Source organism: Streptomyces sp. NPDC059224 (assembly GCF_042754285.1).
Taxonomy (GTDB): domain Bacteria; phylum Actinomycetota; class Actinomycetes; order Streptomycetales; family Streptomycetaceae; genus Streptomyces.
Map to the genome: position 1 here is coordinate 65,188 of NZ_JBHZAN010000013.1, position 21,405 is coordinate 86,592.

Sequence of the window (21,405 nt, forward strand, 5' to 3'; positions counted from 1 at the left end):
CCTAGTTGGGGCCTCGGCCCCCGTCAGCCGGTTAGAGCATCGGTCACTCGATGGAATGGCTTTGGTCAGAGGTGATCGACAGACAGCAACGATCAGGCCCCGGATTTCTGGGGTCCGGGGCCTGATCAGGAGCGGTGCACGCGTGAACGGCGCTCAGGCCCCGCCCACCTCGGCCGCCTCCGCCGCCGCCTTCGCCGCGATGTCCGTGCGGTACTGGGAACCGTCGAGCCCGATCCGCCCCACGGCCGCGTAGGCCCGCTCACGCGCCTGGGTCAGATCCTCACCGGTCGCGGTCACGGAGAGAACGCGGCCACCCGCGCTGACGACCGCCTCGCCGTCCCGCCTCGTCCCCGCGTGCAGGACGTAGGCGTGCGGGGCGTCCTCGGCGGCGACCGCGTCCAGGCCGGTGATGCGATCACCGGTGCGCGGGGTACCGGGGTAGTTGTGGGAGGCGACGACCACGGTGACCGCGGACTCCTCGCGCCAGCGCAGCGGCGGGAGGTCGTCGAGGGTGCCGTTCGCGGCGGCGAGCAGGACGCCGGCCAGCGGGGTCTTCAGGCGGGCGAGGACCACCTGGGTCTCGGGGTCGCCGAAGCGGGCGTTGAACTCGATGACCCGGACACCGCGCGAGGTGATCGCGAGGCCGGCGTACAGGAGCCCGGAGAAGGGGGTGCCGCGCCGCCGCATCTCGTCGACGGTCGGCTGGAGGACGGTCTCCATGACCTCGTCGACCAGCTTGGGGTCGGCCCAGGGCAGCGGGGAGTAGGCCCCCATGCCGCCGGTGTTCGGCCCCTGGTCGCCGTCCAGGGCGCGCTTGAAGTCCTGGGCCGGCTGGAGCGGGAGGACCGTCACGCCGTCGGTGATCGCGAAGAGGGAGACCTCGGGGCCGTCGAGGAACTCCTCGATGACGACGCGGTCGCACCCGGCGGCGTGCGCCGTCGCGACCGCCAGGTCGTCAGTGACGACGACACCCTTGCCGGCGGCGAGACCGTCGTCCTTGACGACGTAAGGCGCTCCGAAGGCGTCGAGTGCCTCGGCGACCTCGTCGGCGTCCGTGCAAACGTACGAACGGGCGGTGGGCACCTGGGCCGCCGCCATCACGGCCTTGGCGAACGCCTTGGACCCCTCGATCTGCGCGGCTTCCCCGGAGGGTCCGAAGACCGGGACACCCGCCTCGCGCACGGCGTCGGCGACCCCTGCCACGAGCGGGGCCTCGGGGCCCACGACGACGAGGTCGGCGCCGGTCTCCCGGGCCAGGGCGGTGACGGCGGCACCGTCCAGGGCGTCGACCGGGTGCAGTTCGGCGACCTCGCCGATACCGGCGTTGCCGGGGGCGCAGTGCAGCGCGGTGACGTCGGAATCGAGGGACAGAGAGCGGCACAGGGCGTGTTCGCGGGCGCCGCCGCCGATGACGAGGACCTTCACGGGGGCCAGCGTAGCCGGGCGCACCGACTGGAGGTTTCTACAAGGGGGTGCGGGCGGGCCGCGGCCGCCCGTCACTCGTTCCGGAACTCGTCCACCACGGTCGCCCCCAGCTCCCGCACGATCAGTTCGTGGCCGGAGAGGGCCGACTCGTCGAGGTCGGGGTCGTCCTCCTCGGGGATGTCGTCCTCGGGGGACACCGGGGGCGGTTCGGGAGCCGCGGACGGCGCGGTCGGGGCCGCCGCCATCGGTGCGGACGGCGAGGCGCCGCGGGGCGGAGCCGCTTGCGGTGCGGGCTGCGGAGCGGCCGTACGGGCCGGGGCGGCCGCGGCGGGGCTGCCGTAGCCGGACGCCGCCGCGGGTGCGCCGCCGTACCCGGGGCCGGCCGGGGCCGCGCCGCCGCCGGTCGGGTCGACGACCGCCTCGATCCGCCACTGCACGCCGAACTGCTCGGTCAGCGCCTGCCGCAGCACGTCCTCGCTGCCGCTGCTCGCGAAGTTGTCGCGGGCACCGGCGTTGACGAAGCCGAGCTGGAGGGTGGTGCCGTCGAAGCCGACGACCTGGGCGTTCTGGCTGAGCAGGATCCAGGTGAAACGGCGGCGGTTCTTGACCGCCTCCAGGATGTTCGGCCAGAGGTCACGGGGGTTCGGCCCGCCGGCCGGGGCGGCGGCGGGGGCGGCCGGCGCGCTCGGGGCCGGGGCCGCGGCCGGCTGAGCCGCCGGGGTTCCCGTGGCGGTGGCCATGGCCGTGGGCCAGCCACCGGGGCGACGGGCCACACCGCCGCCCGCGGAAGCGGCCGTCGGCCAGGCACCGGGGGCGGCCGCCGTGGGAGCGGGGGCCGGCGGAGCCGCCGGGGCTGGCGCGGGCGGCTGCGGGGCCGGTGCCGCCTGCGTGGGTGCGGGTGCGGGCTCGGGCGCCGCTCCCCCTCGTACCGCCGCGCGGGCGGCCGCGGGCCCGCTCCCCTGCGGAGCCGGAGCCGGAGCCGGAGGAACCGAACCTGGAGCCGCTCCCGTCGGAGACCCTCCCGGGCCTCCCGGGCCTCCCGGCGCCGCCAGGTGTGCCTCGGGTCCGGGGACGTACCCCATCGCGGGCGCGGCGCCCCCGCCCGAGAAGCCGATGCCCCGCTCCAGCCGGTCGAGGCGGGCCATCAGGGACCGCTCGTCGCCGTACGCGGCCGGCAGCAGCACGCGCGCGCAGATCAGCTCCAGCTGGAGGCGGGGGGAGGTGGCCCCGCGCATCTCGGTCAGGCCGTCGTTGACGAGGTCGGCCGCGCGGCTGAGCTCGGCGGCGCCGAACGTGCCGGCCTGGGCCTGCATCCGCTCCAGGACGTCGGCGGGGGCGTCGAACAGTCCCTTCTCGGCGGCGTCAGGCACGGCGGCGAGGATCACCAGGTCCCGCAACCGCTCCAGGAGGTCGGCGACGAAGCGGCGCGGGTCGTTGCCGCCCTCGATGATGCGGTCGACGACCTCGAAGGCAGCGGCGCCGTCCCCGGTCGCGAAGGCCTCGACGACGGAGTCGAGCAGCGATCCGTCGGTGTAGCCGAGGAGGGAGGTGGCCATCGCATACGTCACACCCTCCGCTCCGGCGCCGGCGAGCAGCTGGTCCATGACGGACATGGAGTCACGCACGGACCCGGCGCCGGCCCGCACGACGAGCGGGAGCACTCCCTCCTCGACGGGGATGTTCTCCTTGCCGCACACCTCGCCGAGGTACTCCCGCAGCGTGCCGGGCGGCACCAGCCGGAAGGGATAGTGGTGGGTCCGTGACCGGATGGTCCCGATGACCTTCTCGGGCTCGGTGGTGGCGAAGATGAACTTCAGGTGCTCCGGGGGCTCCTCGACGACCTTGAGCAACGCGTTGAAGCCGGCCGACGTGACCATGTGGGCCTCGTCGATGATGTAGATCTTGTAGCGGCTCCCAGCGGGCCCGAAGAACGCCTTCTCGCGCAGCTCACGGGCGTCGTCCACACCACCGTGAGAAGCCGCGTCGATCTCGATGACGTCGATGGATCCCGGGCCGTTGCGCGCGAGGTCCTGGCAGGACCGGCACTCCCCGCACGGGGTCGGTGTCGGCCCCTTCTCGCAGTTCAGACACCGGGCGAGGATCCGCGCGCTGGTCGTCTTCCCGCACCCACGCGGCCCGCTGAACAGGTACGCGTGATTGACCCGGTTGTTCCGCAGCGCCTGCTGCAACGGGTCGGTGACATGCTCCTGCCCGATGACCTCGGCGAACGACTCCGGGCGATAGCGGCGGTACAGCGCGAGAGACGACACGCTTACGAGGTTATAGGCGCCCACTGACAACCAGCCCCGCCGGCAAACGCAAGCGCCCCCCACGCACCCGCCAGAGCCAACCTACCCTTGCTGCCTTCCGGCCCTGGGGGAGTTCAGTCAGATAGCGCCGCGTGAGGGGCTCTGCACAGAGTACCCGACGTCAGCGGCTGGGAACGAGTTCGCGAGCACTCCTCTCGGTCATGTAATGTTCCGACCGGAGGATTCGCCTAGAGGCCTAGGGCGCACGCTTGGAAAGCGTGTTGGGGGCAACCCCTCACGAGTTCGAATCTCGTATCCTCCGCCAGTGCCTCACCGGGCACGATGTCGAAGGGCCCCCTGGAAACAGGGGGCCCTTCGACGTTGTCCTCAGACCCCGTTGTCCTGGTCTTTGTCCACAGCGGGTGTCTCCGGAGATCCCCAGATGGCTTCGGCGATCTTCCGGGCCACGTCCTTGAGCATGGCGTCCGGCACGTGCAGGTACCGCGCCCGCATGCTCGCGGAGGTGCCCGGCTCCCATCCCATGATCTGGTCGATTACCCGGGCCGGGACGCCGAGCAGCATGAGCACAGTGGCAGCGGTGTGCCGGGCGTCGTGCAGCCGGCCGCCCCACGGCGCCTTGCCCTTCTTGTAGTCGGCGGTCATCGTCTCGTCGGTGACCAGCGGAGACGGACCGATCGGCTCATCCAGCGCACCCGAGTCGGCGACCCACAGGCGGACCGTGCAGGCGGCCGGCGGGATCGTGATGAACACCTCGTGCTCGTGCCGGGTCAGGTTCTCGGCAAGCTTGCGGCGCCGGTTCTGCACCTCGATCGTGGACACCCCGGAAGGCAGCGTGACGTCCACCTCGACACCACAGCCCGCGATCCGGATCGGCCCCAGCATGCTCGCCCCAGCGTCGCCCATCTCCTTGATGGCGTTGCGCAGCGCGGGCACTCCGAGGTCGCGCAGGGCATTGACCACGATCGACGGGGTGATCGGCTCGCCGTCGCTCGATCGGTGCTGCTCGGGCAGCGACCACGACGGGGCCGCTTTCTAGTGGGCGCCGACCGACCAGAGGGCGAGCAGGGCGAGGAACGGGCCGATCGAGAGGGCCGGGCCCAGACGACCTGAACAATGGTGATCATCAGGTTGATGAACTTGATGACCGCCATGAGCGGGGTGATGACCTCGGTGGCGTCCTTGGTGGCGATGGCCATGCAGACCCCGAGCGCGACCAGTAACCCGACCCCGGTGCCGGCGGACACGGCGGCGCCCTTGGCTGCCTCCACGGGCGAGTGGAGGAAGTCCATGCGGCGGCGGTGGCGTGCCTCGCGGAAGTGCTGGCCGCGCTCTTCCCACTCGCGGGCCTCTTCCAGGTTCCCGGCCGCATCCGGTCGCGCTGGCCCAGCGGCACCGGCCTTCGCCGCGTAGATCACCCCCCTGCAGGCCCGCCTGCGGGCCGGCGCACACTCAACAACCAGGAGGCGATCACGCTTCACGCTCAGGCCCGCCTCGGGCCGATACACCGGACCAGGCCTGATCCCGACCCCAGTCTCCACACCGCCAGGCCCGACCTGGGCAGAGGGTGCCCCGCACGCTGTCGTGCGGGGCACCCTTCACGTAGCGGTTCCGGCCATTGCGGTCGGCAAAGCGGCTCGAAAAGCTCCATGAACGCTCACCACTGCTCGTGTACCGGCCATACCCAGTGTCCGCCACATCGGGGCCGCTTTCCCGTTTCTTGAGCAACTGATGAACAACCTTCGATTACGCGTCTCAGATCTCCCTCAAATCGTTCGCATTTACTTGACCAACTGAAGAGTCATAGATGAGTGTTCTGCGCATGCCATCTCCCACGGGGGGAGAGACGGCGAAAGGATGAACATGCATCTCGCTGCGAAGCGTGCTGGAACCATCGCCTCTGCCGCGCTGCTCATCGCGCTGGGGGCTGGAGGAGGCATCGCATCTGCAGATGACACGCCCACCGACACTGACGTAGTGATCAACAGCGCGCCGCCGCAAGAAACTGATCCGGCGGACACGGACCTCGTGGACGTCCCCGCAGACCAGGTGAACGTTGAGCCCGATATTCCGGGCAGCGACAGCACTGGGGACGGAAACCACCCGGGCGCCCAGAGGTGCGAGGTACAGCGTGTCTACACTCCCACCAACAAGGGCGGGGACCATCACAAGGGCGTCGGGGCTCCCCAGGCCAACACCAACAACACTCCACACAACGCCAAGTCGACCTTCACTTCCGAGGTCTCCGGCACGGTGGGGGTGACGTATACCGGGCATCTCTCCATCAGCGTGGAGGCCATGATCGGTAAGGTCGAGGCCAAGTGGGACTTGAGCCTGTCAGCTTCGATGACAGCAAGGCTGGGCAATTCGATACAGGCTGACACTCCGGCACACAAGATTACCCACGCTTCGTACGGCGTCTACCGTGTACGGACCCAGGGCACGAGCTACGTAATAACCGAAAACTGCAAAATCACTTCGAAGAGCAACGTCACGAGCTACACCCCTCATTACGTCGGCTGGTACATCTGGGAGTCGAACGCCTGATGGCGACCATGCGGCGGTCCGTCCGCCTAGCCGGTTGTGTGTTTGCTGCCGCTTTGGCGACAGCAAGTTGTAGCTCCGGTCATCGCGAAAGCACCTCGGCAACCCACCCTGTCCGAGGTACCACTCCATCACCCATCCCGTCGTCGGACAGTGCAACGTCGGATCCTCACAGTCCTTCTGTCCACAAGGCACCGACGATCAGTTCTGACGGAATTACGGCCTTGGTCAGCGGCACTGCGGTCAAAAGCAACGCCATCTACCCGATTCCCGGTGGGATCAAGGCGGGCAAGACCCTTGCGATCGCCATCAACTGCCAAGGTCCGGGTCGCCTCACTGTCCAGGTGAAGCCAACAAGCGCTTCCTTTCCGCTGCTGTGCGAAAAGGGCAGGGTTTTGCCCACGATGAACGAGATACACATGTCGGGGAACCACTCAACTAGTTCTCTGCATTTCACTTCGGAGCCCGGCGTCACGTGGTCGTTCGCAGTCGGCTGGGATCCTGATCCGCCCAAGCAGCAGTAAGTCATCCGCCTCGTCACCATCTCGGCAGGAGTCCCATGCTGCTTTTCGAGCTGGCCGCCAGCGTAACCGCCTAGTCACCGGCCAGTGGCACCGGCGGGCACGACGCTGAGGCGATCCGCCTACCAAGGCAGACAGATCCCGTGCCAATTTCGTGCCAGAACGGGCGACGACTCACGGGGAACCGCAAGGCCGAGCGGGGCGACGAGATGAGACCGGCCTAAGTGCGGACCTCGCAGGTCACGCCCGTGATCGTCCAACCTCGCTCCTCAAAGCGGGTGTTGGTCGCCTCGTTGTCCTGGTCTTTGTCCAGTGCACCCACGGCCACCACCGTTCACGGGCGTACGCGCACCCCGTGTGCCTGCCCCGCGGACCCCCGCGAACGCCCCGGGATGGCCGCGCGGACAGTTGGAAAGCGTGTTGGGGGCAACCCCTCACGAGTTCGAATCTCGTATCCTCCGCCATTGCTCTCACCGGGCAATACGTCGAAGGGCCCCGCTGTTCGCAGCGGGGCCCTTCGGCGTTGTCCTCGTGTGAGTCGGGCGGTGCCGCCGGTTCTGCGGGAGCGATAAGGTCCCGGGCATGGGTGGGGAGATCAAGGCGCACGGTGCCGTCGCAGGGGAAAGCAGTACGTCCGCGGGCGACGCCGAACCACCTTCGGCACGGCGTGCCGGGCGCGCGTTCTCGTGGCGCGGTGTCGCCGGGAAAGCAGCGGGCGCAGCAGTTGTCCTGGCCGTGGCGGCGGACCGGTTGGGCCTGCACTCCTTTCTGTTCTGCGCGCGCGTCGCCGTGCGTGCCTATTCGTGGTTCGGCCCTGGGCACTGAACCGGAGCCGCTCTGCCGGACCGGGCAGGCCGTGCGAACGCGGGTGGCCGTCTCCCGGTACGGCCGGGCCCGCCTCCGAGGCGAGACACACCCAGGTTCCGGACGCCCGCTCGTGATCCGGGCAGGGCGTCACGCGGCACGGCTGTCCGCCCCCGGTCAGCCGGCGATCCGGATCCTGTGTGTCACCGTCACCTGGTCCAGGTCCGACACCCGTACCGTCAGGTTCATCGTCCACTCGCCCGCGATCGGCAGGTTGACGGAGTCGGCGGCCCAGTAGCCGCCGCGGTCCGTGAGGCCGGCCGGGAGGGGGCCGATCTTCTGGGCGGCGAGGGTGAAGGAGAGGCGGAGCTCGGGGACGGCGGAGATGCCGTCGTCGGGGCCGAAGACGACCGCTTGTACGGAGTTGTCGCCGACCCGGCCGGGGTCCAGGGTGATCTGCACCTTGCCGTGGCCGTTCGGGGTGCCGACGTCGAAGGGGACCATCGCGACGGAGGCCGCCGGGATGCCGCCGGCCGTGGCCGTCGCCGTTCCCGAATCGGCGGCTTCGGCGGCCGCGCGGCCGGGCAGCGTGCCGGTCAGGATCGTGGTGACGACCAGGACGGCGACGCCGACGGCGACTTCGGCGAGGACCGAGCGGCGCAGCGCCCGGTGGTCCGGCGTGGGGGCCGGCTCCGCCTCGGCCGGCGGGGTCTCCCGGGGCGGTGCGCCGACCGTCTGCGGGACGCGGTCGCGGGCCGTCGCCGCGGCCGGTGTGCTCACCAGCCTCGCCGTCCAGCGGCGGGACTGGGAGGCCGCAGCCAGCAGCAGGGTCACGGCGGCGAGTTTCACGAGCAGGAGACGGCCGTAGGTGGTGTCGGTGAGTGCCTGCCAGGAACCCAGGCCGCGCCAGGACTGGTAGACGCCGGTCACCACGAGGACCGTCACCGAGGCGAAGGCCACCCGGGAGAAACGGGTGACGACGGCGGCCGGGAGGGGGGCGGCGGTGGCCCGGTGGAGGGTGGTGAGGAGGGCCGTGAGGCCGCCCAGCCAGAGCGACATCGCCAGGAGGTGCAGCACCGAGGACGTCATCGCCAGGGGCACCTGGATGCCGGCCGACGCGTGTTCCGCCGTCGCCCAGGTCAGGGCCAGGGCGACGGCGAGGACGGCGGCCGTCACCAGGAACGGGCGGGACGGCGGACGGAGCCGGTGCTCCCGCCCGCGGACGAGTAGGGCGTACAGGCCGGCCGTGATCGCCAGCAGGGCGACCCTCGCCAGTAGCACCAGGCCGGGGCGGCCCGTCGCGGTCCTGCCGAGCGCGGCGAGGTCGAGGGCCGTCGCCGGGGAGGTGCCCTCCTCGTACGGGGAGCGGAGGACGAAGAGGAAGAGGGTGGCGGCCAGCAGGGTCCACCAGGCCGTCCGGACCGGTTTGCGCAGCGGGGCCGTGTCCGGCGGGCGGCACAGGGCCATGAAGGCGACGCCGCCTGTCAGCAGCGCCACGGCGAGGTACGCGACGTAGCGGCCGATGTCGTAGAGGCTGCCGGTGGCCGGGTTCTCGTCCGGGCCGGTGGGGACGGCGGCCGTGGTCGCCGACGGTTTGCCCACGGAGAAGGTGAGGGCACCGGAGACGGGGTGGCTGTCCGCCGACACGACCCGCCACGCCACCGTGAACGTGCCGGTGGCGAGCTTCTTCGGGAAGGTGATCCGGGCGGTGTCCGCGCCTGCGGGGCCGTGTTCGGCGTCGCCGGTGGTCACCCGGTGGTTGGTGGGGTCGTACACCCGGAACGAGTCGGCGAGCAGGCCGACGGACTCGGTGAAGGTCAGGGTGACGGACCCGGGCGACGACTTCAGTACGGCGCCGTCGGCCGGGTCGCTGCCGCGCAGGGCCGCGTGTGCGGAGGCGGGCGCGGCCGAAGCCAGGAGGAGAGCGGTGAGGAGGCTGCCGAGGAGGGCGAGGGCGCGCAACGCTCCGCGCGGGGCTGCCCTGTGCCACCAGCCTTGTTCTTCGCTCACGTCACCGTCCTGAGTTCGGAAGCAGGCGTTCATGGGTCATACGGATGGCAGGCGTGCGGTGCTCATTGTGCCGAGGGGGCGGGGGTGTCAACGCGGCCGAGGGGTGCCGAGGGGTGCCGTCACCACGTCGGGCGGGCGGACACCCCGCCGTCCACCACCAGGTCGTGGCCGGTGATCCACGACGCCAGCGGCGAAGCCAGGAAGACCACCGCGTCCGCCACGTCCCGCGGACGGCCCAGGCGGCCGGTCGGCACCGCCTCCTGCCATCGGCGCACCCCCTCCGGCCAGGCGTCCGCCAGGCCCTCCCGGTCGATCAGGCCGGGGGAGACCGCGTTGACGCGGATGCCGAGGCGGCCGTACTCCAGGGCGGCCGCTCGCGCGTGCATCACCACCGCCGCCTTCGCCGCGCAGTAGTGGGCGTGGCCGGGGGCCGGGTGGGACGCCTCGATGGAGGCGATGTGGGTGATCGTGCCGCCGCCGGGCCGGCCGCTCATGATCTCGGCGGCCGCCTGGGTGCAGGCGAAGACACTGCCGAGGTCGGTGTCGACGACCGCACGCCAGTCGGCCGCGGTCATGCCGGGCAGGGGCTGCACGGGTTGCACGGCCGCGTTGTTGACCAGCGCGGTCAGACGGCCGCCGCACCGGTCCGCGGCCTCGTGGACGACCCGGTGGCAGGTCTCCTCGTCGCTCAGGTCGCCCTGCACGACGACCGCCCGGTCACCGATGGCCGAGGCGACCTCACGCGCCGCCGTCACCGCCGTACGGCAGTGCACGGCCACCGTCGCGCCCTCCTCGGCGAGGCGCAGCGCGATGGCCCGGCCGATGCCGCCGCTCGCGCCCGTGACCAGGGCGACCTGTCCGTCCAGTAGGTGGCTCATGGACGGCAGAGTCCCGCGATGCGGTCGGCTTCGGAGGGGTAACGCGCCGTGAGGTGGCCCGCGTTCCCGTGTTCGTACCCCTCGAAGGTGAATCCGGGGGCCATGGTGCAGCCGAACAGCGTCCAGGCTCCGTGCGGTGCCACCCGGGCGCCCATCCAGGTGCCGGCCGGGACGGTGAGCTGGATCTGCTGGCCGCCCAGCAGGTCGGGGCCGAGGACGGCGGTACGGGTGGTGCCGTCGGGGGCGAGGAGCAGCAGGTCGAGGGGGTCGCCCAGGTAGTGGTGCCAGATCTCGTCGGTGGGGAGGCGGTGCAGGGCCGAGAAGTCGTCGGCGGTCAGGAGGCCGACGATCGCGGTGCCCTCGGGGCGGCCGTCGGCACGTTCGGGGCCGGCCCAGGTCTCCCGGAACAGACCGCCCTCGCGGGGGATCGGCTCCAGGGCGTAGTGGGCGATCAGGTCATCGGGGGTCAGCATCCGGGAAGGCTACCGCCCGGGTGAGGAATGCCAGCTGAGCGTGCTTCTCGGGCAGTTGGACGTCCGGGAGGTCGATCTCCGGGAGAAGGACGGCCGGGCCGCGGGTGAAGCCCTGGCGGGTGAAACGGGCGATCGCCTTCGCGTTGCGGACGTCCGGGTCCACGACGACGCGGTCGCGGTCGAGGGTGCGCAGGGCGAACTCCGTGAAGGCGGACAGGAGGGAGTCCGTCCAGCCGGAGCGGGGACCCTCCGGTCCGGCCGGGGCGAGCAGGACGTGGATGCCGATGTCGCCGGGGCGGACGTCGTAGCACTCGCTCACCCGGTCTGCCGCCGGCTCGTACGTCTGGAGGAGCGCCACCGGGGTGCCGTCCTTCTCCGCGAGATGGGCGTGGTGGGTGTCGAGGGTGGCCATGTGGGCGTAGACCTCGGCGACCTGGGCGCGGGTGAGGCCGGTCATGCCCCAGAAGGCGGCGCGTTCCTCGCCTACCCAGGAGTGGACGACGTCCGCGTCCCGCTCGGGGTCGAGGGGGCGGAGCCGGACGGTGCCGAAGCCTCCGACGGTGTACTCGGTCATGGGGTCTCCTCCACGAGGTCAAGCCGGTCCCAGTCGGTGCTGACCGGGGCCAGCCCGCCCTGGAGCCACAGGGCGAGCTGGTCGGTGTGGTGCGGTGCGCCGGGGACGCCGTCGGCGCCGAACGGCACCACCCAGGCGCTGTTGTCCCGGTCGGCCAGGTCCCAGACGTACCGGGCGGCCGGGCCCCGCGCGGAGAGGTCGGTGAGACCGGGGACGGCCGAGGTGCACAGCACGCAGTCGTGGTCACCGGACAGGGCCGGCCCGACGTACGACGGTTCGGGCAGCGCCCGCCAGGGGGCGAGGCGGTGGGTGTCGCCCCAGGTGCCGGCGGGTCCGCTCGCGGCGGCTTCCTCGACTGCCGCACGGACGGCGGCGGGACGGTCGATGCCGAACAACTCCTCCGCCTTCAGGAGGTGTTCGAGGGCGAAGGCGATCCGGGGGGTGAGGGCCAGCCAGGGGAGCAGGACCTCGGGGTGGGCGGGTGGTGCGGCGAGGGCGGCGAAGGCGGGGTGGGCGGCGAGGTGCCGTACGACCGCGGTGCGCACGGCCGCGTAGGCCGCGGCGCCGGTGCTGCCGGCGTCCATCCTGCGGTCCCAGGCGAGGAGTCGGTCGCGGAGTCTGGCGGCGCCGGGGGTGAGGTCGTCGAGGGCGGCCAGATGATCGAGAAGGGAGGCGGCGGAGGCCAGGTGGGTGTCGGTGTGGATCGCGGGCAGGTCGGCGGCGGACCAGGTGCGGCGCTCGTCGAGGAGGGCGCGGATGCGGTCGGCGCGGTGCGGCGGGGCGAACTCGACGCCCAGGGGGGCGGCCGGGCCGCGCTGGTTCGCCATCACGGCCACGCCGTCGGTGAGTTCGCCGTACGGCATCTCGTGCCAGCCCTGCCAGGCGTGGCCGGGAAGCCAGGCAGGGGCGAGGCGGGTGCGGTTGGTGCGGGAGCGGACGGGGACACGGCCGGCGACGCGGTGCAGGGTGCCTCCGGCGGTGTCGGCGGCGTGGACCACGTTGACGGGCTCGGTCCAGGCGTCGAAGGCGCGGTCGACGTCGGTGACGTGGCGGGCCCGGAGGAGGGGGAGCAGGGCGCTGAAGCCGAGGTCTTCGGTGACGCGGGGCGGGTAGCGGAGCGCCAGCGCCTCGGCCTCACCGTCGGCGTCGGCGTCGGCGACTGCCGGGGCGGGGGACGTGATCACCGGGCCCCGTTCGGTCTCGATCACCTCGATCCCGAGCGGCGGTTCGCCCGCCACCTCCACCGTCTCCGTGTGCCGTTCCGCGCGGTGCCAGGCGCCGTCCGGGCCCAGGGCCTCGATCCCGGCCGCCGTGCGGCGCAGGCGTTCGCGGTAGAGGTCCTGGTAGTCGGCCATCGCGTGGGTGACGGACCAGGCGACCGTGCCCGTGTGGGCGAAGTGGGCGATGCCGGGGACGCCCGGGACGGCCAGGCCGATCACGTCGAACTCCGGGCACGAGAGGCGGATCTGCTGGTAGACGCCGGGTGCCTCGATGAAGCGGTGGGGGTCACCGGCGAGGAGGGCCTGACCGGTGGTGGTGCGGGAGCCCGCGAGGAGCCAGCCGTTGCTGCCCGCGGTCCCCGGCCCGTCCGTGGCGAACAGGGGGACCGCGTCCTCCCCCAGGTGCCGTATCGCCTCCTCGCGCCACAGCTTGGCCGGGAAGCCGGCGAACAGGATGTGCGTGGCCAGCCAGACGCCCAGGGGGTGCCAGGGCTCCCAGGTGCCGGGGTCGAGGCCGGTGCGGGCGAACTCGGGCGTGCGGGCGGTGCCGGTCGCCAGGCCCTCGTTCACGCCGGTGACGTACGCCCGCACCCAGTCCGCCGTCGCCGGGTCCTGTCTCTCCAGCGCCTCGAAGCAGCGTCTGGCCGTGTCCGCGAGGCGGGCCCGGCGGGCGAACACGTCCCAGGCGACGGCCGCCGAGCCGAGGTAGGACGCCGAGGTGCCCTGCGCCCGGTGCCGTTCCGTCTCCAGTTGCCAGGCCCGGTCGTGGGCGGTGACCCGGCCCTGCGCACGGGCGAGTCCACGGGCGTCGGCGGCTCGCAGGTGCGGGATGCCCCAGGGGTCTCGGTAGGTCTTGACGGTCACCCTGCGACACCTCTCGTCTAAGGTTAGGCTTGCCTAAGTTGAATCGTAGGGGAATCGTACGTGAGGGGTGCCGAAGCGGCGCGTGCCGGGCCACGGCGAGCGCGCGCGGCCGCCGCGGGCGCGGGATCATCGGGCCATGGACGCCAACCCCGAGGCCGGCACCGAGCCCGCCACCACGGCCCACGCCACGACCCTGCGCCTCGCCCAGGACCCCGAGGCGGACGGACTCCTCAGCCGCAGCAAGCTCGCCGCGCTCACCGGCATGCTGCTCGACCAGCAGGTTCCGATGGAGTGGGCGTTCAAGGGACCTGCGGCCATCGCCCGGCGGATGGGGACGGACGAACTGGACGCGCACGAGATCGCCGCCCAGGAACCCGAGGCCTTCGCCGCGCTGCTCTCCGAGAAGCCGGCGGTGCACCGCTACCCCGGCTCCATGGCCAAGCGGATCCAGCAGCTGTGCCAGTACCTCGTGGAGCACTACGACGGGGACGCCGAGGGCATCTGGCGCGACGTCGGCAGCGGCGCGGAACTGCTGAAGCGGCTCCAGGAACTGCCCGGCTTCGGCAAGCAGAAGGCGCAGATCTTCCTCGCCCTGCTGGGCAAGCAGCTCGGGGTCCGGCCGCAGGGCTGGCGGGAGGCGGCGGGGGCGTACGGGGAGGCGGAGTCGTTCCGTTCCGTCGCCGACATCACGGGGCCCGAGTCGCTGGCGAAGGTGCGGGCGCACAAGCAGGAGACGAAGGCGGCGGCGAAGGCGGCGAAGGCCGGGGAGAAGCAGCCGGGACGGTAGCGGATCCGTCACCCGATCGGCCGTCTCCTGCTGGCAGGGGCGATCCCACCGGTTTCAGCTGGAGACATGACCGAGCCTCCCAGCACCGGCCCCGCCGACGACGACCGCACGGCTCACATCGCCCCGGCCTCGGCCGCAGCCCCCGCGTCCGCCCCCGTCTCCACGCCCGCGCACACGCCGGCGACCGCCTCGCGGCATGAGCCCGAGCCGCCCTTCGAGGGGCCCCTGCACGCCCTCTCCAAGGCGGCCTGGCAGACCGTGCTGCTCACCGGGATCGCCTCCCTGGTCCTGGGCGTCCTGGTCCTCGTGTGGCCGGGCGCCTCGCTGCTCGCCGCCGGTGTGCTCTTCGGCATCTACCTGCTGATCAGCGGCATCTTCCAGCTGGTCTCGGCGTTCGGCACGCACAAGACGACCTCGCTGCGCGTGCTGGCCTTCATCAGCGGCGCGCTGTCGATCCTGCTGGGCCTGTTCTGCTTCCGCGGCCCGCTGGAGTCGATCCTGCTGCTCGCCCTGTGGATCGGGATCGGCTGGCTGATCCGCGGCATCACCCAGACCATCGCCGCGGTGCACGACCCCGGGATGGCCGCCCGCGGCTGGATGGTCTTCCTCGGGATCGTCACCTTCATCGCCGGCATCGTGCTGATCGTCTCGCCGTTCGAGTCGGTCGCCGTACTGACCCTGGTCGCCGGTATCTGGCTGGTGATCGTGGGCATCGTGGAGATCATCTCCTCGTTCGGCATCCGCAGCCGGGCCAAGCACATCCCGCAGGCCCTGTGAGCGGCGTCAACCTCGCGCCTCACCGGTACGCCGAGCGGGCGGATCTCGCGCCGGGTGCGGGGAACACCGCCCACCGCATGGGGAGATGACCGCCATGAGCAGCGGTTCCCCCTCCGGGCGCCCGCGGCCAGGACACACCTGGCCGCGGGCACTCGTGCTGCTGCTCACCCTGCTGCTGGCCGGCGCCCCGACCGCGGCCGGGGCCCTCACCGCGAGCGCCGCCCCGGCCGGCTCCGCCGAGACGGCCGAGTACGACGTCCTCGACACGCCGCTACGGCTCCCCGCCCGCGCCGTCCACCGGGCCGACGTACCCCAGCGTCCCGCGCCGCTCCCCGACGCGGCACCCGCCGGCCCGGCGGACCGCGGCCGGCCTCCCGCGGCGGCACCGTGTCCGCCGTACGCCACGCCCCTGCTGCGCACCGTGGTCCTGCGCTGCTGACCGACCGACAGGTCCCGCCGTCCCCCAGGTCAGTCAGCCCTACGCAAGGAACACAGTCATGTCCTCAGACCCGTACGCGGTCCTGCGCGCCCTGCTGCGCGCGGAGGCCGTCCGCAGCACGCCGAAGCCGCAGGCGAAGACGGCGCAGCCGCCGAGGCCGCTTCATCAGGAGCAGAAACGCGGTTGATCCCGGTACCGGTGGCCGGGCGGCCCGTGCGGGGCGCCCGGCCCGGGCCGCGCCCGGCTCACCTGCGCCGGCGCGCCGTACCGAACAGCGAGCGGGTGATCTCACGGCCGAGCTGTGTGCCCACGGAACGGGCGAGGGACCTGAACATGCCGCTGCCGACCACTTGTTCGACGAGCGAGGGTTCTTCCTCGGGGGCGGACCCGCTGGTGCGGGGCGCGGCCTTCGGCGCGGCGGCCGGGGCCCGCCGCAGCTTCTCGTACGCCGACTCCCGGTCCACAGCCTGTGCATAACGTCCGTGGAGCGCGGAGGCCCGTACCGCCTGGTCGAGTTCCGCCGCGTCGACCGGGGCCATCAGGGACTCCGGGGCCCGCAGCCGGGTCGCCGCGACCGGTGTCGGGGCGCCGTTCTCGCTGAGCACGGTGACCACGGCCTCGCCCGTGCCGAGGCCGGTCAGCAGCTCTTCGAGGTCGTACGACGACTTCGGGAAGGTCTGCACGGTGGCCCGCAGCGCCTTCTGGTCCTCGGGGGTGAAGGCCCGGAGCGCGTGCTGGACGCGGTTGCCGAGCTGGGCCAGGACGTCGGACGGTACGTCCTTCGGGGTCTGCGTGACGAAGAAGACGCCGACCCCTTTCGAGCGAATCAGGCGCACCGTCTGGGTGATCGCCTCCAGGAACGCCTTCGAGGCGCCGCTGAACAGCAGGTGCGCCTCGTCGAAGAAGAAGACCAGTTTCGGCCTGTCGGCGTCGCCGATCTCGGGGAGGTCGTGGAAGAGGTCGGCCAGCAGCCACATCAGGAAGGTGGAGAAGAGCAGCGGCTTGTCCTGCACGGCGGCAAGTTCCAGGACCGAGACGACGCCCCGGCCGTCCGGTGCCGTACGGAGGAGGTCGGCCGTGTCGAACTCCGGCTCGCCGAAGAAGTCCGCCATGCCCTGTGCCTCGAAGGCGGTCAGGGAACGCAGGATCACCCCGGCCGTGGCCGTCGACAGCCCGCCGAGATCCTTCAGCTCGGCCCGGCCCTCGTCGGAGGTCAGGAACGCGACGACCGCGCGCAGGTCCTTGAGGTCGATCAGCTCCAGGCCCTTGGTGTCGGCGTAGTGGAAGATCAGGCCCAGGGACTGCTCCTGGGTCTGGTTCAGCCGGAGCACCTTCGAGAGCAGGACCGGACCGAAGCTGGTGATCGTGGCGCGGACCGGGACGCCGTGGCCGAGGCCGCCGAGGGCCAGGAACTCCGCGGGGAAACCGGTCGCCGTCCACTCCTGCCCCACGTCAGCGGCCCGTTGGAGGACGCTCTCGGCACGCCGCCCCGGGCGGGCGATGCCCGACAGGTCGCCCTTGACGTCCGCCAGGAACACCGGGACGCCCTGCGCCGAGAGCTGCTCGGCGATCAGCTGCAGCGTCTTGGTCTTGCCGGTGCCGGTGGCGCCGGCGACCAGGCCGTGCCGGTTGAGCATGGGGAGCGGGACACGGACCGGGGCGTCGGCGTGGCACCGGCCGTCCCAGAGGACGGCACCGAGGTCCAGGGCCTGGCCGGTGAAGGCGTACCCGGAGGCGATCGCGGCGGCTTCACCGGCACTCGTCATCGGACCCCCTGTTCCGTTTTGCCTTTTTGATGACCTTTACGGCGTCTTTTCCAGCGTCGCACTCCGTCGCCATGGCTGCGCCCGGAACGTCAGGACCGGTAGGCTTTCCGTGTGATCTTCAAGCGCATCGGAAACGGCCGGCCGTACCCCGACCACGGCCGGGAGAGCACCCGGCAGTGGGCGGACGTCGCACCGCGCCCGGTCCGCCTCGATCAGCTCGTGACGACCAAGGGACAGCTCGACCTGGAGACCCTCCTCGCCGAGGACTCGACGTTCTACGGCGACCTCTTCGCGCACGTCGTGAAGTGGCAGGGCGACCTGTACCTGGAGGACGGGCTGCACCGTGCGGTCCGCGCCGCCCTCCAGCAGCGTCAGGTGCTGCACGCACGCGTGCTCGAACTGGACTGACCCGGCTCGGCCGGATCGACCGGTCCGGCCGACACCCGGCCGACGCCCGTGCGCCACCCGCCGTTTCACGCCGGTTGCCCCTTTCGGGTTGGACCGTGCGACGTCGGATGATCATCTATTAGTCAACGCACCCGTGGCGCACTACGCTGCGCTCATGAGCATGCTGACTCCCCCCGGCATGGGCGGCCAGTACCGGATCACTGGGGACAAATACCCTCGCATGCGCCCACGCCGGCGGCGTGCCCGGCTCGTCCTCTCCATGGTCGCCTCCGTCACCGCGCTCGGCCTCGTCGGCTGGGGCACCCTGCAGCTCATCGACGTCTTCACGGGCGGCGACAAAGAGGTTGCGGCGGCCGGTTCCACGGCGTGCGTGAAGCAGGCCGCGGCGAGTACGGGTCCCGCGGACGGCGCGTCCGCGGCGGCACTGCCGAAGCCCGCCCAGATCACGGTGAACGTCTACAACGCCACGACCCGTACGGGCCTGGCCAAGGACACCGCGGACGAACTCAGGAAACGCGGCTTCAAGATCGGCGACGTCGGCAACGCACCGGCGAAGTTCGACGCGAAGGTCAAGGGCACGGCGATACTGCTCGGACCGGCCTCGGCCCTGCACACGTCCCTGCCGGTGCTGGCCACCCAGCTCACCGCACCGGACCAGCGCACGGAGGCGGGCCGCAAGGGCGCCGCCGTGGACCTGATCCTGGGCAACGCCTTCAAGGCCCTCACACCCCAGGCGACGGCCGCGAAGGCCATCACGGCCCTGTCCCACCCCGAGCCGAAGGCGTCGAAGAGGAACTGCTGAGCCACGGGATGCCGCGCGCGGAGCGGGGGACGGGGGCGAGATCCGAACGCCGCCCGAGGCGTCCGCCCGCAGGGGCGCGGGGGACTGCGCGAGCAGCCCGCGACGGAGCCGCGGAACCCGACGCGCCCCGCACCCCTGCGGTGCCGGGACGAACGGCTCCTACTCGGCCGCGCCGTACAGGCGGTCGCCCGCGTCGCCCAGGCCCGGGACGATGTAGCCGTGCTCGTTGAGGTGGTCGTCGACGGCGGCCGTGACGACCGTGACCGGCGTCCCCGCCAGCTCCCGCTCCATGACCTCGACGCCCTCCGGCGCGGCCAGCAGGACCACCGCCGTCACATCGTCCGCGCCCCTCCCGATGAGCTCACGGATCGCCGCGACCAGGGTGCCGCCCGTGGCCAGCATCGGGTCCAGGACGTACACCTGGCGCCCGGAGAGGTCCTCCGGCATCCGTGAGGCGTACGTGGACGCCTGGAGCGTCTCCTCGTTGCGGATCATGCCCAGGAAGCCCACCTCGGCGGTCGGCAGCAGCCGGACCATGCCGTCCAGCATGCCGAGCCCGGCGCGCAGGATCGGCACCACCAGCGGGCGGGGACGGGCGAGCTTGACGCCGGTCGTACGCGAGACCGGGGTCTGGACGTCGACGGCCTCGGTCCGCACGTCGCGCGTCGCCTCGTAGGCGAGCAGCGTGACCAGTTCGTCGGCGAGCCGCCGGAACGTCGCGGAGTCGGTGCGCTGGTCGCGCAGGGTGGTGAGCTTGTGGGCGACCAGAGGGTGGTCGACGACGTGGAGACGCATGCCGACAACAGTAACCGCGTCCGCGCACCCCTCGCGCGGGGCCCACATGAGGTCACGGTGGCATCAAACCCCCCGTCCGGGGGAACGTGGGAGTGACCGGACTGGGGTGGTGTGACCGTGTCTGATCAGCCTGAACCTGACGACCGCGCGTACGGCGCGCCCGAGGGCGAGACGGAGGCCGAGCGGCGTCGCCGCCGCGCCCGCTTCCTGCGCGATCTCGCCGAGGCCAGGGCGCTGCGCGACCGGGTCCAGCCGCGCCGCGTCAAGACGGCCCGGCTGCGACACGCCATGCGTATGCGGACGTTCCGCTGGTAGGAGTCGGCAAATCCGTGAGAACGGCGAGAGCCGTGAAGCGGATCCTTCGGCAAAGATCCACCGCTTGGGGCGCGTTGCGGTCCGGCACGGGGAAGGCCGTGCGTGGACCGCGGGAAAACCCGCGTACGATCCGCAGGTGGCGGCAACGAGTGCGCTGGTGACCCCGTACGCGGTTACCTGGACGTCTCTTTGCATACGTGCGATCAAAACTGCCGGACACAGGGAGCCGAAGACGTCCCCTGAGCGCCTTGTTTCTGCCACGATTCCGAGTGGGTGGGGCTCGGAGCCCAGCTCTCCCCGCCCATGACCTCCGCCGGGGGGACCCCCAACCGGCACGCCTAAGACCAGTGGGAGAGTCACGGTGTACTTCGCCGCACTGCTCGCGCGCACCGAAGACGGGTGGGAAGCGAGCGACACAGAGCTCGACGATGTGGAGACCTTGTCGGACCTGGCCGACCTGGCCCGGGAATCGGCGCCGGACGCCGACGACACGGTGCTCGTCTTCATCGAGCAGGAAGACGCGTGGTTCGGCGTCGTGCGCGTGGACGGCGAGGAGGACCCCCGGGTCTTCGTCTCCAACGCGGCCGCCGCCGCCCGTAGCTCGTACGGCGAGCTCCTGCTCACCGACGAACTGCTCGGAAGGGAGCCCAAGGACGAAGACGACGACCTGGACGCCCTCGACCTCGACGGCACCGAGGACGGTGAGCCGGAGGCCGAGGACGACGAGGACACGGACACGTCCGCCGTGCCGTCCGGCCCGGTCGGTGACAGCGGGATCCTCGACGACCTGGGGGTGAGCGCGAAGGAGCTGCTCTCGCTCAGCGACGACGCGCTCAGCGAGATCGCCGAGGTCCTGGGCGCCGCCGAGGTCCTGGAGACCGTCCGCTGACCTCCCACGAGGCAGCCGGGTCCCCGGACCCGGTACGCGACCGCTGGCGGGCCGCCATGCGGCTCGCCCTGGACCAGGCCGGACAGGCCGTCCGGGGCGGGGACGTCCCCGTCGGCGCCGTCGTGCTGTCCCCGGACGGTACGACGGTGCTCGCGACCGGTCACAACGAACGCGAGGCCACCGGCGACCCGACCGCGCACGCCGAGGTCCTCGCGCTGCGCCGGGCCGCCGCGGCCCTCGGGGAGTGGCGGCTCACCGGCTGCACCCTCGTGGTCACGCTGGAGCCCTGCACCATGTGTGCCGGGGCCCTGGTCCAGTCCCGGGTCGACCGGGTCGTCTACGGCGCCCGCGACGAGAAGGCCGGGGCCGCCGGCTCGCTCTGGGACGTCGTGCGCGACCGGCGTCTGAACCACCGTCCCGAAGTCGTCGAGGGCGTCCTGGCGGAGGAGTCCGCCGGGCTGCTCAGGGAATTCTTCCGGGACCGCTGAGGGCCGCTCCCGGCGCGCTCCAGGACCCCGAACAGTGATTTCAGAGCACGGCCCCCCGTGCTGTAAGGTCTCTCTCGGTAGCGTGTCCGAGCGGCCGAAGGAGCTCGCCTCGAAAGCGAGTGTGGCGCAAGTCACCGAGGGTTCAAATCCCTCCGCTACCGCCGGAGAAGGGCCCCGTCGAAAGACGGGGCCCTTTCTGCGTCCATCCCCGGACATGCGCGGACCGCGTCCGTCGCGCGCCCCCGTTCACGCCCCCTGATCCGGCAACGGGCCGCGACCAGCGGGCCGTTGGCCGCGGAGGGGGGCGCGAAGGTTACACTCGCGGCCGGCAGCAGGGTCCACAGGCTACGCAGACACGC

At 71.9% G+C, this 21,405-nt stretch carries 19 protein-coding genes, 2 tRNA genes, 1 other RNA gene and 1 pseudogene; 12 read left to right on the plus strand and 11 right to left on the minus strand.

The annotated features are described in order from the left end of the window. Nucleotides 1-153 precede the first annotated feature (153 nt). The 3 genes from purD to ffs form a co-directional block, all read right to left on the minus strand. Nucleotides 154-1,425 carry a phosphoribosylamine--glycine ligase gene (purD, locus tag ACFXI4_RS15815; RefSeq protein ID WP_384990820.1) on the minus strand — a complete coding sequence of 424 codons (1,272 nt, stop codon included), beginning with the start codon at nt 1,423-1,425 and terminating at the stop codon, nt 154-156. A 71-nt stretch (nt 1,426-1,496) separates the two neighbouring features. After that, nucleotides 1,497-3,695, minus strand: a complete 2,199-nt coding sequence (locus ACFXI4_RS15820; protein WP_384990823.1) for a DNA polymerase III subunit gamma and tau — start codon at nt 3,693-3,695, stop codon at nt 1,497-1,499. 45 nt (nt 3,696-3,740) lie between these two features. Further along, an RNA gene (ffs, locus tag ACFXI4_RS15825) (signal recognition particle sRNA small type) lies at nt 3,741-3,839 on the minus strand. Nucleotides 3,840-3,911: 72 nt separating this feature from the next. On the opposite strand from ffs, the gene ACFXI4_RS15830 reads away from it, so the two are divergent. Then, a tRNA-Ser gene (locus ACFXI4_RS15830) sits at nt 3,912-3,999 on the plus strand. Between the two features lie 260 nt (nt 4,000-4,259). On the opposite strand, the pseudogene ACFXI4_RS15835 reads toward ACFXI4_RS15830, so the two are convergent. Next, nucleotides 4,260-5,065, minus strand: a pseudogene (locus ACFXI4_RS15835) (ATP-binding protein); the annotation flags it as partial. A gap of 490 nt (nt 5,066-5,555) precedes the next feature. Here ACFXI4_RS15835 and ACFXI4_RS15840 point away from each other — a divergent pair. Then, nucleotides 5,556-6,239, plus strand: coding sequence for a hypothetical protein (locus tag ACFXI4_RS15840; protein WP_384990825.1), 684 nt, complete (start codon nt 5,556-5,558; stop codon nt 6,237-6,239). A 1,499-nt stretch (nt 6,240-7,738) separates the two neighbouring features. Here ACFXI4_RS15840 and ACFXI4_RS15845 read toward each other — a convergent pair. The 5 genes from ACFXI4_RS15845 to ACFXI4_RS15865 form a co-directional block, all read right to left on the minus strand. Continuing rightward, nucleotides 7,739-9,604: a copper resistance protein CopC gene (locus tag ACFXI4_RS15845; protein ID WP_384990827.1), complete on the minus strand. Its 1,866-nt coding sequence runs from the start codon at nt 9,602-9,604 to the stop codon at nt 7,739-7,741. Between the two features lie 86 nt (nt 9,605-9,690). Continuing rightward, complete coding sequence (locus tag ACFXI4_RS15850) at nt 9,691-10,449, minus strand: SDR family NAD(P)-dependent oxidoreductase (protein ID WP_384990829.1); 759 nt, start codon at nt 10,447-10,449, stop codon at nt 9,691-9,693. Next, nucleotides 10,446-10,919: a cupin domain-containing protein gene (locus ACFXI4_RS15855; RefSeq protein WP_384991105.1), complete on the minus strand. Its 474-nt coding sequence runs from the start codon at nt 10,917-10,919 to the stop codon at nt 10,446-10,448. Before ACFXI4_RS15855 ends, ACFXI4_RS15850 begins: the two co-directional genes overlap by 4 nt. Then, nucleotides 10,906-11,496: a GNAT family N-acetyltransferase gene (locus ACFXI4_RS15860; RefSeq protein WP_384990832.1), complete on the minus strand. Its 591-nt coding sequence runs from the start codon at nt 11,494-11,496 to the stop codon at nt 10,906-10,908. Before ACFXI4_RS15860 ends, ACFXI4_RS15855 begins: the two co-directional genes overlap by 14 nt. Further along, the gene (locus ACFXI4_RS15865) at nt 11,493-13,580 is read right to left on the minus strand and encodes a penicillin acylase family protein (protein ID WP_384990834.1); all 2,088 of its coding nucleotides are present in this window, start codon (nt 13,578-13,580) and stop codon (nt 11,493-11,495) included. Before ACFXI4_RS15865 ends, ACFXI4_RS15860 begins: the two co-directional genes overlap by 4 nt. A gap of 136 nt (nt 13,581-13,716) precedes the next feature. Between ACFXI4_RS15865 and ACFXI4_RS15870 the strand changes: the two genes are divergently transcribed. The 4 genes from ACFXI4_RS15870 to ACFXI4_RS15885 all read left to right on the plus strand — a co-directional run bounded on the left by ACFXI4_RS15870 (nt 13,717) and on the right by ACFXI4_RS15885 (nt 15,770). Further along, nucleotides 13,717-14,367 carry an HhH-GPD-type base excision DNA repair protein gene (locus tag ACFXI4_RS15870; protein WP_384990836.1) on the plus strand — a complete coding sequence of 217 codons (651 nt, stop codon included), beginning with the start codon at nt 13,717-13,719 and terminating at the stop codon, nt 14,365-14,367. Between the two features lie 66 nt (nt 14,368-14,433). Further along, on the plus strand, nt 14,434-15,144 hold the full coding sequence (locus ACFXI4_RS15875; protein WP_384990839.1) for an HdeD family acid-resistance protein: 711 nt from the start codon (nt 14,434-14,436) through the stop codon (nt 15,142-15,144). A gap of 94 nt (nt 15,145-15,238) precedes the next feature. Beyond that, a complete protein-coding gene (locus tag ACFXI4_RS15880) occupies nt 15,239-15,583 on the plus strand; it encodes a hypothetical protein (RefSeq protein WP_384990841.1) in 345 nt (114 codons plus the stop codon). Between the two features lie 58 nt (nt 15,584-15,641). Further along, a complete protein-coding gene (locus ACFXI4_RS15885) occupies nt 15,642-15,770 on the plus strand; it encodes a hypothetical protein (protein WP_384990843.1) in 129 nt (42 codons plus the stop codon). Nucleotides 15,771-15,828: 58 nt separating this feature from the next. Here ACFXI4_RS15885 and ACFXI4_RS15890 read toward each other — a convergent pair whose 3' ends face one another. Continuing rightward, on the minus strand, nt 15,829-17,349 hold the full coding sequence (locus tag ACFXI4_RS15890; RefSeq protein WP_384990845.1) for a helicase HerA-like domain-containing protein: 1,521 nt from the start codon (nt 17,347-17,349) through the stop codon (nt 15,829-15,831). Between the two features lie 111 nt (nt 17,350-17,460). On the opposite strand from ACFXI4_RS15890, the gene ACFXI4_RS15895 reads away from it, so the two are divergent. Both ACFXI4_RS15895 and ACFXI4_RS15900 read left to right on the plus strand, forming a co-directional pair. Beyond that, the gene (locus ACFXI4_RS15895; protein ID WP_003999914.1) at nt 17,461-17,757 is read left to right on the plus strand and encodes a type II toxin-antitoxin system VapB family antitoxin; all 297 of its coding nucleotides are present in this window, start codon (nt 17,461-17,463) and stop codon (nt 17,755-17,757) included. A 154-nt stretch (nt 17,758-17,911) separates the two neighbouring features. Next, a complete protein-coding gene (locus ACFXI4_RS15900; protein ID WP_384990847.1) occupies nt 17,912-18,559 on the plus strand; it encodes a LytR C-terminal domain-containing protein in 648 nt (215 codons plus the stop codon). A 159-nt stretch (nt 18,560-18,718) separates the two neighbouring features. On the opposite strand, the gene upp is transcribed toward ACFXI4_RS15900, so the two are convergent. Continuing rightward, on the minus strand, nt 18,719-19,354 hold the full coding sequence (gene upp, locus ACFXI4_RS15905) for a uracil phosphoribosyltransferase (protein WP_362731575.1): 636 nt from the start codon (nt 19,352-19,354) through the stop codon (nt 18,719-18,721). Nucleotides 19,355-19,471: 117 nt separating this feature from the next. Between upp and ACFXI4_RS15910 the strand changes: the two genes are divergently transcribed. The 4 genes from ACFXI4_RS15910 to ACFXI4_RS15925 all read left to right on the plus strand — a co-directional run bounded on the left by ACFXI4_RS15910 (nt 19,472) and on the right by ACFXI4_RS15925 (nt 21,207). Beyond that, a complete protein-coding gene (locus tag ACFXI4_RS15910; protein WP_362731573.1) occupies nt 19,472-19,669 on the plus strand; it encodes a hypothetical protein in 198 nt (65 codons plus the stop codon). A 361-nt stretch (nt 19,670-20,030) separates the two neighbouring features. Next, entirely contained in the window at nt 20,031-20,558 is a 528-nt protein-coding gene (locus ACFXI4_RS15915) for a hypothetical protein (protein WP_351316212.1), read from the plus strand. Between the two features lie 56 nt (nt 20,559-20,614). Further along, nucleotides 20,615-21,046 (plus strand): tRNA adenosine(34) deaminase TadA, encoded by a 432-nt coding sequence (gene tadA, locus ACFXI4_RS15920; RefSeq protein ID WP_384990851.1) that lies wholly within the window; start codon nt 20,615-20,617, stop codon nt 21,044-21,046. Nucleotides 21,047-21,122: 76 nt separating this feature from the next. Further along, a tRNA-Ser gene (locus ACFXI4_RS15925) sits at nt 21,123-21,207 on the plus strand. Nucleotides 21,208-21,405: the final 198 nt, after the last annotated feature.